The following is a 16161-nucleotide window of genomic DNA, read 5'->3' as shown; positions in this document are numbered from 1 at the left end:
GGGTGCGGCTATGATTTAAAGAGCTGTAAAAACCGTGGCGTTGAAAAGGCCCGAGTGTCGCTTTGACTTTTGCCCGCAAAAAACCGCCCCGACTTGGTAAGCCTTTTGACAATTTGGGCAATATGTGCTGCTTCTGCCGCCGGTTGCCTTGCGGCAGAGGGCGTCTCCACAGGTCGGGCAGGGCTGTCCATCGCGGCCATAAACCGGCAAATACACCGCGTTTTGGTGCGCTTTGCCTTTGCCACGCAGGTGCTCCTCCGGGGTCATTTGATCGGCGTCGCCCCATAAGACGACTTTCGGAATGGCATTCGCCAACCGCCCCCAGTCGGCATCACTGAGGGCGTCGCGCCCTGCCCCCGGACAGACGCCTGCAATAGACAGCATTTTATCGGAATGGATGTTGCCGACCCCGGCCACCACCGTCTGGTCGTGAAGCGTTTCTTTGATGGCTTTCTTCCATTTGCCGAGTTTCAATTTGAGATACTCTGCGGTCAAAGTTGGGTCTGTTGGCCCCGGCCCCAGCGCCTCCTCCCTGGGCATGCCCAGGGAGGAGGCGCCCCGTCACCCGCAGGTGCAGGGAGAGCCTGTCTCCGCTCTCAAAATGGAGGGTGAGAAACTTTCCCCGGCGACTGATATTTTGGATCATCTGCCCTTGTGGGAGCGCCGAAAACAACTCCGCCCGCTACAAACTCCCGCAGTTTTGACCGCTCTGCCCGCGAGCTGAGATTTTAAGGTGCGCCTGACGGTCTCCACCTCCGGCAGGTCAGGCATTTTTGGCCATGTCCTTCTTTGCCGACTTCTTGATTTCCTCGTGAAAAAAGAAGTTGACCACAATGGGCGGAGCCTCGAAGGGGCGGTTCATGGAGTCGTCGTCCCGGACATAGGTGAGGCCCTCCGCCGCAGTGAACTCCCGCATTTCTTCATCCAGAGTGGCCCAATAGGCGCGGTCATTTTGCTGGTAGATCGCCTGATACAGCGGCAGAAGGCCGGGGTGCTTTTCCTTGATGTAGTCCAGGATGACTGCCTTGTAGCTCCCCCGCAGGTTCAGGTTTTCCAGCCATACGAGATTGCACTGGGCCTTGGCCCTGCAGATGATGGCGGGCACGTCGGTGATGCCGGGGAAGATGGGGGAGATGAAACAGGTCGTCCGCACGCCGGCATCGTGAAAGGCTTTCATGGCGGCAAGACGGCGCTCGATGCTCGCCGCCTCGTCCATCTCCTTGCGAAAGTCCTCATCCAAGGTGTTGATCGACCAGGACACGCGGGCGTTTGGAAAGGTCTTGATCAAGTCAAGGTCGCGCAAAACGAGGTCGGATTTGGTGGCAATACTGATTTTGCACCCGCTGCCCTGCATTTGTTCCAAAAGCGCCCTGGTGCGACCATAGGTCTCCTCCAACGGCTGATAGGGGTCGGTCACGGAGCCGATAAACAGCTCCTTTCCCGCATACCGTTCCGGGTGCCGGATGGCGGGCCAGTGCTTTACGTCCACAAACTCGCCCCACGGCTCGGTGTGGCCTGTAAACCGCTTCATAAAGCTGGCGTAGCAGTATTTGCAGGCGTGGGCGCACCCTCCATAGGGGTTCACGGAATAGTCGCTGACAGGCAGGTTTGATTTGGTAAGGACACTTTTCGCTTCGATTTCTTTGACTGTCATAGGACCGCCTCCGCATTTCTCCTTTACCACTTGTTCCAGTGAACCCTGTTTTCCACCGTGGCCTTGACCTGAGCGGGGATCAACGCATCCTTGCTGGAATAGCCCAGCATGATAAGCGTCGGGAGGATATACCCGTCCGGGATATTCATAAACGCCTTGATCTGCTCCGGCTCTTTCTTCACCGGGATATGGACCACAGAGCCCAGTCCCTCGGCGGTGGCGGCCAGCAAAATGTTCTCCACCAGCGCCCAGGCCGCTCCATAGTCCATCAAGCCGTAGTCGTTGGTGGTGCTCTTCATGTCGTACTTGCACTTGAAATAGGGCAGGATCACGCAGGCAGCCTCCTCCACCATCGTCCGCTGACGGGGGTAGGCGATTTTGAACATCTCCTGCTGGGGCGTTTTGGGCTCGGTGATGCGGCAGGGATAGGGTTTGATGAACTTTGCCAGCTCCCTGATGACGGCCTTGTCTGTCAGCGTCACCAGCTGCCATTGCCGCTGGTGGTTGGACGAGGGGGCCTGCAGGCCGGCGGCTAAAATCCGCTCCAACATATCCGTGGGTATGGCCTTGTCCTCAAACTGACGAATGCTCCTTCTCTTTTCGATCACTTCGTAAAATTCCATGTCCATTCTCCTTTACAGGTTCACTGTTTCTTGGATGTGCCAGCCGCCCATGTGTATGTGACCGCTGGGGTCGGTGCTGTACTGCCCCAGCACACGCTCGTCCTCTTTGGGATGGCCCACACCGATGAAACAAGGGGTCATCCATCCATCGGGAACACCCAGCTTTTCCAACACCACATCGTGCTCTCGGTTCAGGGGGATGCGGAGGGAATACCCCAAGCCCTCGTTGATGGCGGCCAGCATGATGTTCTCTGCCACGCACCATGCAGTGGCGAGCGGGTTGAGTTTGCTCACCCACTCGGCGTTGAGCCGTTTACATGGGAACAGCGGAACGATCACATAGGGGCAATCAATCAGCATGGTGTGCTGCCGCGGCATGGCGTAAAGATACATCTCCTGAGATAAATTGAGCGTTCGGCCCTCGTATCGCGTAGGATCGAATTTCCGTGCGACTAATTTTGCGAAGCTGAACGCATGCTCCTTTTCCTCTTTGGTATGGAGGACGATGAACTGCCAGCTTCGGCAGTGATCCCAAGAGGGCGCTTTCATGCCGGCTCCAATGATCCTTTTTATCGCTTCAAAGTCTACCTCTCTGTCCGTCCATTCTCGACGGGTTCTTCTCCTGTTGATGACTTCATCAAATTCCATCTCGCTATCTCTCCTCTGCCTGGCTACGATTGCGCCTGGATCGATTCAAACTTTTCCCTCATGCAGCGAGAAAAAAGCGTGGTCAGGCGCACCAGCTCGGCAATATCTTCCCCGGATAGTTCGCTCATGGCGTCTATTTCCGCATGAGCGGCGGGCGGTATGATTTTCTGCGTGTACTCGATCCCCGCTTTTGTAAAGCGGACGATCTTATTTCGGCGATCCGTCTCCGATTCGGTCAGTGATACATGGCCCTGTTTCAAGAACTTTTTGATAATTGCGCTGACGGTCTGCTTTGTCGCGGACAGCCGTTCGCAAATGTCAGATTGCAGGCAGCCGTCCGGCGCAAACCAGATGATGTCCAGGACGAACAACTCTTTTGCGGTCAAGCCGTGCTTCCTCGCATACAATTCATAGGCGGCATATTGAACATCTCGCAATGCGCAATATTGATTGACGTATTCCCTCACTTCTTCATGGTCCACAAAAGCACCTCCATACGATATTTGACAGTCTAATATTTGACTTTACTGTATCAAATGAGCATTGGACTGTCAAGTCCTCCATGACTGGAATTTCTCCTGTGGAAGGCGAATATTGCACATCCGCTTGCCGTGTTCCACGCGATTTGCGCGGCGCCAAACGATTTCACTGGAAGGGCGGGTGATGCGCCGATAGTTGGCGCCACGCTGTGCACAAACCAAAAGGCCCCTTAGTGCGTTCTGCGAACTGTACCGAGCGGCCTTTCGTTTACCTGCATCTTCGTCCATATTGCTGCATTTTCCCTTATCTGCGTGTTTGGAAACACTCAAGCACTATATGAAAAAAAGGGCAAATCAAATGGTGGTCGAATTCAAAAGTAAAATAAAGTGTTTTCACATGTGATAAAGTGCGATTATATGCTGCGGTTTTACCGGAACAGTGTCGTAAAATAGCAACAGACCTGTTTTTTATCTCTCAATAAAAAACAGGTCTGTATTGCTGGTCGAGGTGACAGGACTTGAACCTGCGGCCTCTGCGTCCCGAACGCAGCGCTCTACCAAACTGAGCCACACCTCGATACTGTTACCTACAATATTATACTCGTTCCCGCCAAAAAAGCAACCCCTTTTTTGCAGGCAGCCGCCCTCTTTTCTGCCGCTTTGCAGGGCGGAGCGCCCGCCCCCGTCCCATTTGCAGCGGGCCCTTTGCCCCAGCGGGCGCCAACGGCCCCTGGCGCTCCCTTTTCTGCCACCGCGATGCCCTGCCCCATCGCTGCGCGTCCAAGTGTGTCGGGGCGGCTGTCCCTGCCCTTTCCGCTTTTAAAGCAGATCGCGGGGAGGGGAGACGGGTCCGCTGTGCCGGCACAGAAACAAACTGCCCTTTGACACTTTTCTCCCTTTGCCGGTGTATTTTTCCCCTGCCCGGTCCACACTCCTAAAAAAGCCCCTGCGCGGGGCTGAGAGTGAGAGAAAAAGGAGTGATCGGTTTGCAGGCATTTTGGAGCGACCTTCCCCGGGGGACGGCCTATCCGCCCCTGGATCGGGACATCGAGGTGGAGTTTGCCGTGGTGGGGGCCGGCGTTGCGGGGGTCACCGCCGCCTATCAACTGGCCCGGGCGGGCCGGTCGGTGGCGCTGCTGGAGAGGGGGCGGACCGGCGGCGGCACCAGCGGCCACAACACCGGCAAGCTCAGCTGTCTGCACGGCACCCGGCTGCTCACCGTCTCTGACCGCTACGGCGCGAAGATGGCCGCCGCCTACCTGGCGGAGAACAAGCGGGGGGCCGCCTTTGTCCGCCGGATGGTGGCGGAGCACCAGATCCCCTGCCGCCTGAGCGAGGCCCCCTCCTATCTGTACAGCCAGACCCCCGCCACGGTGGACGAACTGCAGCGGCTGGCCGCCCTCGCCCAGCGTCTGGACTTCCCCCTGGCCGCGGTCAACTGCCTGCCCGCCCCCCTGCGGGTGGAGCTGGCCCTGCGCGCCGACGGCGAGGCCACCCTCAACCCGGTGCGCTACCTGGAGGGAATGGCTGCCAGCGCGGCCAAAGCGGGCTGCACCATCTGCGAACAGACCCCTGTGGCCAAGCTGGAAAAGCGGGCCGGCGGCGTCACCCTCACGGCGGAAAACGGCAGCCGCATCCGCGCCGGGCAGGTGCTCCTCTGCACCCACTACCCCCTGTACGAGGGGAAGGGGCTCTACTTCACCCGGCTCTACCCGACGCGCTCCTACGCCGTGGCCGCCCAGCTCGAGGGCGAGCCCTTTTGGGGCCAGTACATCAGTGCCGAGGAGCCGGTGCGCTCGCTGGCGGTCTGCCGCGACCGGGAGGACCGCCCGGTGCTGGTGGTGGCGGGGGAGACCTGCCGCACCGGGCGGACGGCGGGGGACGAGTTCTCCACCCTGCAGCTCTACGGCCTGCGCCACTTTCCCCTGGGGAAATTTGTCTGGCGCTGGGCCGCCCAGGACTACCGCACCCCCGACGAGCTGCCCTACGCCGGAGAGGTGGACAGGGGCGATCCCCGGGTCCTCTTCTGCGCGGGCTTTGGCAAGTGGGGGATGACCGCCGGCACCGCCGCCGGCCTCTATCTGGCCGGGCGCTGTCTCGAACCGTCCGGGGCCCCCTCGCCCCTCTACGACCCGGCCCGCCACAGCGACATCTGCTCCTTTCCCTATATAAAGGAGGGGGCGGTCACCGCCGCCTACTGGGTGGGGGAGCGGCTGCGCCCCACTGGCGAACTTCCCACCCGCCCCGGCCAGGCGGCGGTGGTGCGCAGCGGCGGCCGCCGATGCGGGGCCTATCGGGATGAGGAGGGGGAGCTGCACCTGGTCTCCCTCACCTGCACCCACCTGGGCTGTGCCCTCCGCTGGAACGCCGCCGAGACCAGCTGGGACTGCCCCTGCCACGGCTCCCGCTTCTCGGTGGACGGCGAGGTCCTCTGCGGCCCTGCCGACACCCCCCTCGCCCGGGTGGAGCTGCCCCCCGAAAAGGGGGAATAGAGGGGAGATCCTGCCCCTGCGGGGAGCCGGCCTTTCCCCCTCTTTTTCACCGAATCGACAAAACCCGCCGCAATCTTTTGTCGGCTATTGACAAGGCAGGGCCGCGCACTCATAATAAGACTATTAGAGAATTGAGGAGGCATCTGCGCCATGCGTAAAGAGCTCGACAAGAAATACGACCCGGGGCAGGTCGAGGACCGCATTTACGACTTCTGGCTCTCCGGCGGGTATTTCCACGCCGAACCCGATCCCGATAAAAAGCCGTACACCATCGTCATCCCCCCGCCGAACATCACCGGGCAGCTCCACATGGGCCACGCCCTGGACGAGACCTTCCAGGACATCCTCATTCGCTACAAGCGGATGCAGGGGTACGAGGCGCTCTGGCTGCCGGGGACCGACCACGCCTCCATCGCCACCGAGGCCAAGATCGTCGAGGCCATGCGCCAGGAGGGGCTGACCAAGGAGGATCTGGGCCGCGAGGGCTTTTTGGCGCGCGCCTGGGAGTGGAAGGAGAAGTTCGGCAGCCGCATCATCGAGCAGCTGAAAAAGCTCGGCTCCTCCTGCGACTGGGAGCGCGAGCGCTTCACCCTCGACGAGGGCTGCTCCAAGGCGGTGCGCGAGGTGTTCTGCCGCCTCTACGAGAAGGGGCTCATCTACCAGGGGGAGCGGATCATCAACTGGTGCCCCCACTGCAAGACCTCCATCTCCGACGCGGAGGTGGAGTACGAGGAGCAGGCAGGCCACTTCTGGCACATCCGCTACCCCTTTGCCGACAGCAGCGGCTACATGGAGATCGCCACCACCCGCCCCGAGACCATGCTCGGCGACACCGCCCTGGCCGTCCACCCCGAGGACGAGCGCTACCGCGACTGCGTGGGCAAATCGGTCATCCTCCCCCTGGTGGACAAGGAGATCCCGGTGGTGGCCGACGAGTACGTCGACCGGGAGTTCGGCACCGGCGTGGTGAAGATCACCCCCGCCCACGACCCCAACGACTTTGAGGTGGGCGCCCGCCACGACCTGCCCATCATCAACGTCATGACCGAGGACGGCCACATGGCCGAGTGCGCTGGCAAGTATGCCGGGATGGACCGATACGAGGCCCGCAAGGCCATTGTCGCCGACCTGGAAGCCGGCAGCTACCTGGTGCGCATCGAGGACCACACCCACAACGTGGGCACCTGCTACCGCTGCGGCACCACCGTCGAGCCGATGGTCAGCAAGCAGTGGTTCGTGAAGATGGAGGAGCTGGCCGCCCCCGCCATCAAGGCCGTGCGGGAGGGGGAGACCCAGTTTGTCCCCGCCCGCTTTGACAAGACCTATTACAACTGGATGGAGAACATCCGCGACTGGTGCATCTCCCGCCAGCTGTGGTGGGGCCACCGCATCCCCGCCTATTACTGCGACGGCTGCGGCGAGACCATCGTCGCCCGGGAAGAGCCCGCCTGCTGCCCCCACTGCGGCGGCAAGCTCCGGCAGGACGAGGACACCCTGGACACCTGGTTCTCCTCCGCCCTCTGGCCGTTTTCCACCCTGGGCTGGCCGGACAGGACCCCCGAGCTGGACTACTTCTTCCCCACCGACACCCTGGTCACCGGCTACGACATCATCTTCTTCTGGGTGGCCCGGATGATCTTCAGCTCCATCGAGCAGATGGGGGAGGTCCCCTTTAAGACCGTCTTCATCCACGGCCTGGTGCGCGACGCCCAGGGCCGCAAGATGTCCAAGTCCCTGGGCAACGGCATCGACCCGCTGGAGGTCATTGCCCAGTACGGGGCCGACGCCCTCCGCCTCACCCTGGCCACCGGCAACAGCCCCGGAAACGACATGCGCTTCTCCGACGACAAGATCATGGCCAGCCGCAACTTCTGCAATAAAATCTGGAACGCCGCCCGCTTCATCCTCATGAACCTGGGCGACGAGGAGCTGGAACCCGGCCTCCCCAGCGAGCTGGAGATCGAGGACAAGTGGGTGTTGAGCAAGTACAACGAGATCGTCCGCCAGGTGACCCAGAACATCGACAAGTTCGAGCTGGGCATCGCCCTGGGCAAGGTCAACGAGTTCGTCTGGGACATTGTCTGCGACTGGTATATCGAAATCGTCAAGCTGCGACTGCAGGCCGGCGGCGAGCAGAAGAAAAACGCCCTGCGGGTCCTCTGCACCCTCTTTGAGGGCACCATGAAGCTGCTGCACCCCTTTGCCCCCTTCATCACCGAGGAGATCTGGCAGGCCCTGCCCCACCAGGGGGAGAGCATCATGACCGCCCCCTGGCCGGTCTACGACCCCGCCCTCTCCTTTGCCAGGGAGGAGGAGCAATTCGAGATCATCATGAAGGCCATCCGCGCCATCCGCAACCGCCGCAGCGAACTGCAGGTCCCCCCCTCCAAAAAGGCCAAGGTCTTTATCGAGACCGAGCGGGTCGAGGTCTTCTCCCAGGGGGAGGAGTTCATCAAGCGCCTGGCCTCCGCCAGCGAGGTGGCCGTCGCCCCCCAGCTGGAATTGGAGGGGATGGTGATGGCCATCACCGCCGAGGCCAAGATCGGGATGCCGATGGACGACCTGGTGGACCGGGAGAAGGAGCGCCAGCGCCTGGAGAAGGAGAAGCTGGGCTGCGAGAAGGAGATCGCCAGCCTCACCGGCAAGCTGCAAAATGAGAAGTTTGTCAGCCGCGCCCCCCAGAACGTGGTGGACGCCGAGCGCGAGAAGTTGGCCCGCGCCCAGGAGCGGCTCAAAAAGGTGGAGGAGAGCTTGGCCGCCCTCTAGCACCCCTCTCCGCGCCCAAACTGCCAAACTGCCAAATTACCAAATTGCCCTGTGGGGGGGGCGGGGCGTCCCCCCGCCCCCCCATTTTTTTACCGCCCCCCGGGGGCGGAGAAAGGGAGGTACACCATGACCTATGAACAGGCCCTCGCCTACATCCACGGCCGCCGCCGGGGCCTGCCCAAACCCGGCCTCGCGCGGATGCGGGAGCTGATGTGCCGGCTGGGCGACCCCCAGGACCGGCTGCGCTGCGTCCATGTCACCGGCACCAACGGCAAGGGCTCCACCACCGCTATGGTGGCCGCCGCCCTGCAGGCCGCCGGCTACCGGGTGGGGCGAACTGTCTCCCCCTTTGTCCTCGAATTTCGCGAACGCTTTCAGATCGACGGGGAGATGATCCCCACCGCCGCCCTGGCCGCCCTCACCGAGCGGGTGAAGGCCGTCTGCGACGCGATGGAGGGGGAAGGCCTCTACGCCAGCGAGTTTGAAATCGACACCGCCATCGCCTTTTTGTGGTTTGCCGCCGAGGGGGTGGATTTAGTCTGCCTGGAGGTGGGGATGGGGGGCGACACCGACGCCACCAACGTCATCCCCGCCCCCCTCTGCTGTGTCATCACCCCCATCAGCCTGGACCACACCGCCGCCCTCGGCCCCACCACCGCCGCCATTGCCGAGCGCAAGTGCGGCATCATCAAGGGGGGCGCGCCGGTGGTCTGCTGTGCCGGACAGGACGCGGCGGCCCTGGCCGTCATCCGCGCGCAGTGCGCCCGGCGGGGATCCCCCCTCTTCCTCCCGGACCCGGAAGCCCTCCGGGTGGCGAGAATCGGCCTCTCCGGCAGCACCTTTGCCTACCGGGGGCTGCCCTACGCCCTCTCCCTGGCGGGGGAGTACCAGCTGCAAAACGCCCTCACCGCCATCGAGGTGCTGCGCGTCCTCGCCGCCCAGGGGCTGGCGATCTCCCAGACGGCGATCCGGGCGGGGCTGGCCGCTGTCCGCTTCCCCGCCCGCTGCGAGCGGCTGGGAGAGCGGCCCACCCTCCTGCTCGACGGGGCCCACAACCCGGCGGGGATGGCGGCCTTCTGCCGGGTGGTCGCCGCCCAGAATGCCCCCCGCAAGGTGGCGGTCACCGGCCTTTTGCGGGACAAGGACGCGCCGGAGATCGGCCGCTGGCTGGCCGGGGCCTTCGACGCCCTCTACCTGGTGGCGCCCCCCAGCGAGCGGGCGGCCGACCCCGCCCAACTGGCCGCCGCCTTTGCCGCCCAGGGGCTGCCCGCCACCCCTTGCGCCTCGCTGGAAGAGGCCCTGGCCGCCGCCCGCGCCGAGCTGCCGCCCGAGGGATTGCTGGCCGTCTGCGGCTCCCTCTACCTGGCGAGCGAGGCGCGGCCCCTCCTCCTGGCCATGGGAAGGGGAGAGAGGACGCCCGACAGGTAGAAGACTGCTTCGCCGCTTGGGCGGCGGAGGAAAGCGGCGCGAGTTTTGGCGGGGCGGCCGGGAAGAGGTGGAGGTCACCCCGTTCCGGCGTTCATCTGTTCGGCTCTACCTGGTAGCTCTTCTGAAGCTGTGCTGTCCTGCCGCCTCGCGCGGTGCGTGCAGGGAAGAGGACCTGCTCCCTCTGCCTGGGGGGCGCGCCGTTTGAGAGAGGCGCGTGAGACCTGGGGCAAGGGGTGATGAGAAATCCCCTTCCCGCCTGGACGGCACCTCTCCACCTGCCCACAGAGGCGAGTGCCCCTGTGGCAGAGGGGGAGAGTGCGACCCGGTCCAGGGGGAGCGGGACCGGCCGCTTTGGCGGCGGGGGAGACAGCAAAAAAGGGGCGAGGGGGAGAGCAGTTGCTGCTCTCCCCCTCGCCCCTTTGGCAAAGTCCCTACTTTCGCCTGACGGGGATCCAGATTTCGCTGAGGTAGGCTTCGTCGTCCATCCCCTTGGGGAACTGCGCGGGGTCGCTGTACCACTCGATGTTGTAGCCCGCGGCGATCTCGTAGTCCCCGCAGGTGGGCAGCCACTCCGAAAAGACCTGTTCGTGCACCCGGTGCAGGGCCTGGGGCATCGCCCCCTTGCAGGGGAACACCGCCCAGCGGTGGGCCGGTATCTCCCGGACCACAAACCCCTCCGGCGCGGCGGTGTTTGGCGGGCAGTCGTCCGCAATCAGGTATTCAAACCGGTCGCCCTCCATCGGCTCGTCAATGCAGATGCCGTAGGTGCCCTGCACCACCGCCCCCCTGCCACTGGCAAAGTGCTCCGTCCAAAACTGCGGGATGGCCCGGTCCGCCCCCTCGTAGGAGAAGGTCTCCGACACCCCCAAAACGGGAAAGGAATCTCTGTCGACAATTTTGTACTCCATGCTGGGACCGCCTTTCAGTGAAAATTTGAGTTTTAGCGGGGCAAAGGTCCGGACCGTCGCCCCGCCCCTGCGCACAGCCGTGGGGGTGGCACCGTGAAACCGGGCAAAGGCCTTGGCAAAGCTGTCTGGGGACTCGTAGCCGTACTTGAGGGCCAGGTCGATGACCCGGGCGTCGGTGGAGGCCAGCTCGCTCCCGGCCAGGGAGAGCCGCCGCAGCCGGATGTACTCGCCCACCGAAAAGCCGCAGAGCATGCAGAACCCCCGCTGAAAGTAAAAGGGGGAGAGCAGCGCCTGCCCCGCGATCTCCTCCATTGTGAGTTCGCCGTCGAGATGGCCCTCGATGTAGTCGATGGCCCTGCTGATCCCCGCGACCCAGTCCACTAAAACCGCCTCCTCTGTCTGTGTGTCCCCATCATACCGCATCGCTGGGGGAGAGACCCGACAGGACCTGCCCTCTTCTGTCCGCCCGGCGGCTGGGGGATGTCTGTCGACACCATTCTACCACATCTCCCGGTCCCTGCGGCGGCAGTGGGCGGGGAAAAATGGAAACCGGGGCAGAGGCCCCCGTTTCGGCAAAAATTGCAGAGGACATCCCGTAGGATAGAGGTATTCCAGGGGATGTCCTCTCTTTTTTTGCCAAATCCCAAAGGGGGACAGGCCCTGCCCGGGCGCCGCGCCCGGAGAACACGCGCGGGAGGTGCGCAGATGAATGTGAACTTGCAGGGGGACCGGGAGGCCCTCACCGCCTTTTTGGAGGGGGAGATCGACCACCACTCCGCCCGGTCCTTTCGCGACTCCATCGACGAGCGGGTGGCGTCCCTCGGCCCCAAACTGCTGGTGCTGGACTTCTCCGGCATCACCTTTATGGACTCCTCGGGGGTCGGCCTGGTCATGGGTCGCTACCGGACCATGCAGCAACAGGGGGGCGAGCTGCGGGTGCAGGGGGCCAAGGGGTCCATCCGGCGGATCCTACTCCTCTCGGGGTTGGACAAGCTCGTCAGAATCGAATAGAGGAGGAAACCAGGAAGTGAAACCGACAAATGAAATGAAGCTGGCCTTTGAGAGCCGCTCCCAGAACGAGTCCTTTGCCCGGGTGGCGGTGGCGGCCTTCATCGCCCAGCTCGACCCCACGGTGGAGGAGATCAGCGACATCAAGACCGCCGTCTCCGAGGCGGTGACCAACTGCGTGGTCCACGGGTACAAAGACTGCATCGGCAAAATCTACATAACGGCAAAAATCTATCCCGACAACCGGGTGCGCATTATCATCCGGGACGCCGGCTGCGGCATCCCCGACATCGAGCGGGCCATGGAGCCCCTCTACACCACCTGCGACACCGGGGAGCGCGCGGGGATGGGCTTTGCGGTTATGGAGGCGTTCACCGACCGTCTGCAGGTGAGAAGTACGTCCGGAAAGGGGACCAGCGTCTATCTTGAAAAGCGCATCGCCAGCAAAGCAGCGAGATAAGTTCGTAGAGGAAAACCTCGGCCTCGTCCACGCCTGTGCGGGCAGGTTCCGGGGGCGGGGGGTGGAGTACGACGACCTCTACCAGGCCGGGTGCATGGGGCTCATCAAGGCCTGCGACGGCTTTGACCCCAGCCTGGGGTACAAGTTCTCCACCTATGCCGTCCCGGTGATTTTGGGGGAGATCAAGCGGCTCTTTCGGGACGGGGGGGCCGTCAAGGTCTCCCGCAGCCTCAAAGAGGTCTCCCTCAAGGTGGCCCGCCAGCGGGAACTCATGACCCACCAGCGGGGGGAGGAGCCCACCATCGCCGAGCTCTCCCAGGCCCTGGGGATCGAGGAGGAGAAGATCGTCGAGGCCATCGGCATCTACAACCCCACCGTCTCCCTCACCGCCGGGGACGAGACCGGCCAGACCATCGACATCCCGGTCCCCTGCTGCGAGGAGAAGATCACCGACAGCCTCTCCCTGCGGGAGGTGGTGGGCCGCCTGGAACCGGTGGAGCGGCAGATCGTGGTGCTGCGCTACTTCCAGGAAAAGACCCAGGCCGACGTGGGGAAGGCCCTCTCCATGACCCAGGTGCAGGTCTCCCGCAGGGAGAAGAAGATCCTCTCCCGCCTGCGGGAGATGCTCGCCGAATGACTGCAAAAAAAGAGCGCCCCGGCAGACCAGACCGTCTGTCGGAGCGCTTTGTATGTATTTTAATGGAGGGGGAGCGCTAGGCCAGGGCCTTCACCTTTTCCTGTAACCCCGCGATCTGCACTGTGTGCAGTTCGATGGTCTCGGTGTTTCTCTCCACCTGGGTGGACACCACGCCGATCTGCCGGGTGAGTTCCTCGTGCCCCTCCGCCAGCTGTTTCAGGGCGGGCAGGACCACGTTCTCCTGGGTCACCGCCACCCGGGTCAAGGTCTCCTCCACCTGGTCGAGCCGACCCTCTACGCTATCAAGCCGGATTTCTACCCGGTCGAGGCGCTCGTCGATGCCGTCCAGCCGTTCGTCGATACCGTCGAGGCGCTTGTTGAGCTGGGTCTCCATGGCGTCCATCCGCCGGCTCAACTGGCCCATCTGACCGGCCAGCTCCCCCATCTGCTGGTTGACCTGGCCGAACATGCCGCCGATCTGCTGGAGCAGTTGTTCGTTGTCCATCCTCTTTTCCCCCTCTTGCAAGGACAAGTTTGTCCCCATTATACCCCCCTCCCCCCGTTTTCACAAGGGGGCGTTTTTCCCAAAAAAGAAGCCGCCAGTTTCGGCGGTGCGGTCTCTTTGGTGGCTCTACCCCCTATTTGTAGGGCATCTTGATTTCCTCCGGCAGGTCTTTGAGGGCATACTCGCGGGCTTGCGGGACGACGGGGAGGGGAGATGTCGGTACACCTTTTGAGGGCACAGAGTTGCCGGTAGGCCGTAGAGGGGCCCTGTAAAGTGGGTGGTCGGGGGGGGGCGGTCTGTTCCTCCGTAACGGACCGCCATGTGCTCAAAATCCACCGTCCATCGCTGCCACTCCACGGCGGTGCGGTCTCTCTGATGGGCTTACCCCCTACTTGTGGGGCGTCTTGATTTCCGCCGGCAGGTCTTTGAGGGCATACTTACAGGCTTGTAGAACAATGGAGTTGAGGGGGACGCCGGTGTGCTTTTTGAGGGCGCAGAGCTGTTCGTAGAGGGGTTCTGTAAAGCGGGTGGTCAGGGGAATATCCGCCCGCTTATAACTGATTGCCTTGGGTTCAAAGCCCATCGCCCACCGTCCCCTCTCCATCCTGTCCGTTTCATGCCATGGTTTTATCATATTCAAAATGGAGTGAGATTTCTATAATCAAAAGTAGTATCATATTTGACGACACGGGCGGGTGCAGCCGCGACACTGGACGCCCCCTTCCCGCCGCGCTATCCTGTGGGGGGAGGGGATGGGGATGAACAGCATCAAAAAGGCGTACCGGCAGAGTCGGCCCTTTTTCGAGGGGCGGCGGCGGCACTCCCCCAGCTACCGGCGGGCCGTCGCCCAGTGGAACGAAATCGAGCGGGCCTTCAACCGGATAGGGGGCGAGCCCGCCCGCCTCTACGAGCAGTTGGTGCACGTCCTCCTCGTCTGCGAGGAGCAGGAGTACCTCCACGCCTTCGAGGAGGGGGTGGCCGAGGGGCACTGGCAGGGCCGGCAGGAGGGGATCAAGGCCCTCAAAGCGCTCGAGTGCCAACTCTTCGACCAAATCGACGACCTCTCCTACCTGTGAGGGGCCTGCGCCCTCTGCTTTACAGAAAAGCACCCTCCTCCCGCCGCACTGCTGCGGCCGGGAGAGGGCGCTGTTTTGCTGTGACCGTCTAGATTTCCAGCTGCCGCAACTCCTCCAGGTGGTAGGGGGTGCGCTGGTAGACAAAGTAGTTGAGCCAGTTGGTGTAGAGCAGGCTCCCGTGGGAGCGCCAGACAAAGGGCACCTCGCCCGCCGGGTCGTCCCCGGCGAAGTAGTTGCAGGGGGGCGCGGTGGGCAGCCCTGCCTCCCGGTCCCGCAGGTACTCACCCCGCAGGGTGTAGCGGTCGTACTCCGAGTGGCCGGTGACAAAGAACTGCCGCCCGTTTTTGCTGGCGATGATGTGCACCCCCGCCTCCTCCGAGTCGGTGAGCAGCTCCAGCTCCGCCCGCGACAGAATGTCCTCCCGCCGCAGCCCGGTGTGGCGGGAGTGGGGGGCCAGGAAGCACTCGTCAAAGCCGGTCAGCAGCGGGTGCTCCGGCCGCAGCACCCGGTGGTGAAAGAGGCCGAACTGCTTCTGCGCCAGGGGCACCTTGTCGATGCCGTAGTGGTAGTAGAGCCCCGCCTGCGCCCCCCAGCAGATGTGAAAGGTGGAGTAGACGTGGGACTTGCTCCACTCCATCATCTCGCAGAGCTCCTCCCAGTAGTCCACCTCTTCAAATGGGAGCTGCTCCACCGGGGCCCCGGTGATGATCATCCCGTCGAAGCGCTCGTCCCGAATATCGTCAAAGCTCTTGTAGAATTTCAGCAGGTGATCCCCCGGGGTGTTTTTGGAGACGTGGGTCACCGTCTGCACCAACTCCACATCCACCTGGATGGGCGAGTTGGAGAGCACCCGCAGCAGCTGGGTCTCGGTCTCGATCTTCTTGGGCATCAGGTTGAGGATCGCGATGCGCAGGGGGCGGATGTCCTGGCTCACCGCCCGCTCCTGGGTCATGATGAAGATGTTCTCCGAAATGAGGGTTTCCGCCGCCGGCAGGCTGGCGGGTATGTTGATGGGCATGAGCCGCTCTCCTTTCTCTTATATAGTAGGGGCGAAGGCCCCCTTTGAGCGAATGGGAAAAGTATAGCACAGCTCCGCCCCGATTGCAAAGCGCGATTTGCCGCCGGGGCAGGAAAGGGGAAGAGGGGAGAGAAAGTTGACGAACGGTAGAAAATCCCCCCGAATCCCGGTGCAAAAAGGGGAAAATGATTACCTTGTGTATAACCCCGCAAAAAAGTGAAAAAAGCTGGCGAAAATCTATTGACAGCAGGAGGCGGTCATGGTATTATACAAAAGCTGTCCGCGAGGGAAGCGCACGGGAGTGCGGTTTCCGAGGAGTGAGCCCCAGATTTCGAACCGAGAGGGGAGAAAAAGGGGTTGACAAAAAGAAGGCAGCGAGATATAATAAAAGGCACGGCGAGATGCCGAACGGACCTTGAAAATTGAACAATACTGAAGCTTGAACGGACCTAAAAATCC

16 protein-coding genes, 1 tRNA gene and 1 pseudogene are annotated in these 16161 nt (G+C 62.5%); 7 read left to right on the top strand and 11 right to left on the bottom strand.

What is annotated here, in order from left to right:
• Window positions 1–15: 15 nt before the first annotated feature.
• The 7 genes and pseudogenes from ACTNAU_RS09565 to ACTNAU_RS09535 form a co-directional block, all read right to left on the bottom strand.
• Window positions 16–540 (bottom strand): zinc finger domain-containing protein, encoded by a 525-nt coding sequence (locus ACTNAU_RS09565; protein ID WP_441098284.1) that lies wholly within the window; start codon window positions 538–540, stop codon window positions 16–18.
• A 37-nt stretch (window positions 541–577) separates the two neighbouring features.
• Window positions 578–771, bottom strand: a pseudogene (locus ACTNAU_RS09560) (DNA-formamidopyrimidine glycosylase family protein); the annotation flags it as partial.
• Window positions 764–1654: a radical SAM mobile pair protein B gene (locus tag ACTNAU_RS09555; protein WP_441098282.1), complete on the bottom strand. Its 891-nt coding sequence runs from the start codon at window positions 1652–1654 to the stop codon at window positions 764–766. The gene ACTNAU_RS09555 and the pseudogene ACTNAU_RS09560, both read right to left, overlap by 8 nt.
• Before the next feature lie 23 nt (window positions 1655–1677).
• Entirely contained in the window at window positions 1678–2277 is a 600-nt protein-coding gene (locus ACTNAU_RS09550; protein ID WP_185916628.1) for a nitroreductase family protein, read from the bottom strand.
• 12 nt (window positions 2278–2289) lie between these two features.
• Window positions 2290–2925 (bottom strand): nitroreductase family protein, encoded by a 636-nt coding sequence (locus ACTNAU_RS09545; protein ID WP_441098281.1) that lies wholly within the window; start codon window positions 2923–2925, stop codon window positions 2290–2292.
• A 23-nt stretch (window positions 2926–2948) separates the two neighbouring features.
• Entirely contained in the window at window positions 2949–3407 is a 459-nt protein-coding gene (locus tag ACTNAU_RS09540; RefSeq protein WP_441098280.1) for a MarR family winged helix-turn-helix transcriptional regulator, read from the bottom strand.
• Between the two features lie 497 nt (window positions 3408–3904).
• A tRNA-Pro gene (locus tag ACTNAU_RS09535) sits at window positions 3905–3981 on the bottom strand.
• 409 nt (window positions 3982–4390) lie between these two features.
• Here ACTNAU_RS09535 and ACTNAU_RS09530 point away from each other — a divergent pair.
• From ACTNAU_RS09530 to ACTNAU_RS09520, 3 genes are all read left to right on the top strand, one after another.
• A complete protein-coding gene (locus ACTNAU_RS09530) occupies window positions 4391–5896 on the top strand; it encodes an FAD-dependent oxidoreductase (RefSeq protein WP_441098279.1) in 1506 nt (501 codons plus the stop codon).
• Window positions 5897–6046: 150 nt separating this feature from the next.
• A complete protein-coding gene (locus ACTNAU_RS09525) occupies window positions 6047–8662 on the top strand; it encodes a valine--tRNA ligase (protein WP_441098277.1) in 2616 nt (871 codons plus the stop codon).
• 126 nt (window positions 8663–8788) lie between these two features.
• Window positions 8789–10090: a bifunctional folylpolyglutamate synthase/dihydrofolate synthase gene (locus tag ACTNAU_RS09520; protein ID WP_441098276.1), complete on the top strand. Its 1302-nt coding sequence runs from the start codon at window positions 8789–8791 to the stop codon at window positions 10088–10090.
• A gap of 431 nt (window positions 10091–10521) precedes the next feature.
• Here the strand turns inward: ACTNAU_RS09520 and ACTNAU_RS09515 are convergent, their stop codons facing one another.
• Window positions 10522–11379 (bottom strand): effector binding domain-containing protein, encoded by an 858-nt coding sequence (locus tag ACTNAU_RS09515; RefSeq protein ID WP_441098275.1) that lies wholly within the window; start codon window positions 11377–11379, stop codon window positions 10522–10524.
• A gap of 324 nt (window positions 11380–11703) precedes the next feature.
• Between ACTNAU_RS09515 and ACTNAU_RS09510 the strand changes: the two genes are divergently transcribed.
• Genes ACTNAU_RS09510 through ACTNAU_RS09500 form a run of 3 tightly spaced genes read left to right on the top strand, consistent with a single transcriptional unit; the run spans window position 11704 to window position 13103 of the window.
• Window positions 11704–12009, top strand: coding sequence for an STAS domain-containing protein (locus ACTNAU_RS09510; RefSeq protein WP_185916636.1), 306 nt, complete (start codon window positions 11704–11706; stop codon window positions 12007–12009).
• A gap of 16 nt (window positions 12010–12025) precedes the next feature.
• Complete coding sequence (spoIIAB, locus tag ACTNAU_RS09505; protein ID WP_044993271.1) at window positions 12026–12466, top strand: anti-sigma F factor; 441 nt, start codon at window positions 12026–12028, stop codon at window positions 12464–12466.
• Window positions 12432–13103, top strand: a complete 672-nt coding sequence (locus tag ACTNAU_RS09500; RefSeq protein WP_192926571.1) for a sigma-70 family RNA polymerase sigma factor — start codon at window positions 12432–12434, stop codon at window positions 13101–13103. Before spoIIAB ends, ACTNAU_RS09500 begins: the two co-directional genes overlap by 35 nt.
• Before the next feature lie 76 nt (window positions 13104–13179).
• Here the strand turns inward: ACTNAU_RS09500 and ACTNAU_RS09495 are convergent, their stop codons facing one another.
• Together ACTNAU_RS09495 and ACTNAU_RS09490 are read right to left on the bottom strand one after the other, a co-directional pair.
• A complete protein-coding gene (locus tag ACTNAU_RS09495) occupies window positions 13180–13608 on the bottom strand; it encodes a hypothetical protein (RefSeq protein WP_441098273.1) in 429 nt (142 codons plus the stop codon).
• Between the two features lie 388 nt (window positions 13609–13996).
• Window positions 13997–14191, bottom strand: coding sequence for a hypothetical protein (locus tag ACTNAU_RS09490; protein ID WP_441098272.1), 195 nt, complete (start codon window positions 14189–14191; stop codon window positions 13997–13999).
• A 175-nt stretch (window positions 14192–14366) separates the two neighbouring features.
• On the opposite strand from ACTNAU_RS09490, the gene ACTNAU_RS09485 reads away from it, so the two are divergent.
• On the top strand, window positions 14367–14684 hold the full coding sequence (locus ACTNAU_RS09485) for a hypothetical protein (protein WP_441098271.1): 318 nt from the start codon (window positions 14367–14369) through the stop codon (window positions 14682–14684).
• Between the two features lie 88 nt (window positions 14685–14772).
• Here ACTNAU_RS09485 and metA read toward each other — a convergent pair whose 3' ends face one another.
• Entirely contained in the window at window positions 14773–15702 is a 930-nt protein-coding gene (metA, locus tag ACTNAU_RS09480) for a homoserine O-acetyltransferase MetA (protein WP_441098270.1), read from the bottom strand.
• Between the last annotated feature and the right edge of the window lie 459 nt (window positions 15703–16161).

Source organism: Bittarella sp. HCP28S3_D9 (assembly GCF_052065655.1).
Classification (GTDB): Bacteria; Bacillota; Clostridia; order Oscillospirales; family Ruminococcaceae; genus Bittarella; species Bittarella massiliensis.
This window is presented reverse-complemented; position numbering and strand designations above follow the sequence as displayed.